This is a genomic window from Pseudomonas emilianonis (assembly GCF_023072625.1).
GTDB classification, from domain to species: Bacteria; Pseudomonadota; Gammaproteobacteria; order Pseudomonadales; family Pseudomonadaceae; genus Aquipseudomonas; species Aquipseudomonas paraveronii.
Window position 1 is genome coordinate 1 of sequence record NZ_JAKNRV010000682.1, and the last position, 1,168, is coordinate 1,168.

At 62.6% G+C, this 1,168-nt stretch carries 2 protein-coding genes and 1 pseudogene; 2 read left to right on the forward strand and 1 reads right to left on the reverse strand.

Annotation, left to right across the window (positions count from 1 at the left end; genetic code table 11):
* Window positions 1-242: pseudogene (locus tag L9Z73_RS30825) on the reverse strand (hypothetical protein); the annotation flags it as partial.
* Between the two features lie 131 nt (window positions 243-373).
* Here L9Z73_RS30825 and L9Z73_RS30830 point away from each other — a divergent pair.
* Both L9Z73_RS30830 and L9Z73_RS30835 read left to right on the forward strand, forming a co-directional pair.
* Window positions 374-1,006 (forward strand): 2OG-Fe(II) oxygenase, encoded by a 633-nt coding sequence (locus L9Z73_RS30830; RefSeq protein ID WP_247408753.1) that lies wholly within the window; start codon window positions 374-376, stop codon window positions 1,004-1,006.
* Between the two features lie 2 nt (window positions 1,007-1,008).
* Window positions 1,009-1,168: 2-thiouracil desulfurase family protein (locus tag L9Z73_RS30835; protein WP_247408755.1), on the forward strand; the 160-nt coding region annotated here is incomplete at its 3' end.

Genomic DNA, 1,168 nt, shown 5'->3' on the forward strand with positions numbered 1-1,168 from the left:
AACTGGGCTTCGGCGCGCCGGTCCATGGCCTGGGCGGCGAAGCGCTTGTTGCTGTTGTCGACCAGCGCCTGGTACACCGCCGGCGGCAGGCTATTGCGGTAGCGTTGCTGGGCGGCACTGAGGGCGTCATTGAAATGCGCACGTTGTTCGGCCCAGCCGGCGACCTTGTACAACTGGTCATGGCCGTCTGCCCAGGCGGGCAAAACGCAGAACATCAGCAAGGAAAAAAACAAACGACGCATATGGACTCCTGTCAGTCGGCCACTATTGTCCGTGTCGGGCGTAGGATTTGTCGAGAAATCCTATCAGTCACCTGACTAAAGTGCGTTCAGACGCTCAACGGCCCTGTTGGATTCACAGGCGTATGGATACTATGCGGGCCATGCAAATACCCCTCGAACACCCATCGCTGCAACGCATTGTCGACGACCTGGCCGAAAAGGGCTGGTCGCAGCAGAACGGCTTCCTGCCCCAGGCTCTGACCCTGGAACTGGCGGCTGAGTGCCGTAAACGTGCGGTTGAAGGTGAACTGACGCCGGCGGCGGTCGGGCGCGGGCCGGCCCAGGAGATTCGCGAGGGCATTCGCGGTGACCATATCCAGTGGTTGGAGGAGGGCGACTCCGCCGTCTGTGACCGCTATATGGCGGTGTTGGATAGCTTGCGCCTGGCGATAAACCGCAGCTTGTTCCTCGGCCTGGAAGATTTTGAAGGCCACTTCGCGATGTACCCGCCGGGGGCATTTTACCTCAGGCACCTGGACCGGTTTCGCGACGATGACCGGCGCTCGGTCTCGGCGGTGATCTACCTGAACGACGAGTGGCTGCCGGAGCAGGGCGGCCAGTTGCGCATGTACCTCAAGGACGGCGTCGAACATGACGTGGTGCCCAGCGGCGGTTGCCTGGTGGTGTTCCTGTCTGGAGAAGTGCCCCACGAAGTCCTGCCCGCCACCCGCGAGCGCCTGTCGCTGACCGGCTGGTTTCGCCGGCGCGGTAACGAGCCGTTTTAAGCATGCAAAAAATTCTCGTCAGCCGCTGCCTGCTCGGGCACAAAGTACGCTACGACGGCGGCGCCAGCGGGCCGTTCGATCAACTGGCGGCGTGGCAGGCCGAAGGCCGTGTGGTTGCGATTTGCCCGGAAGTGTCGGGCGGTTTGCCCACGCCCAGGCCTT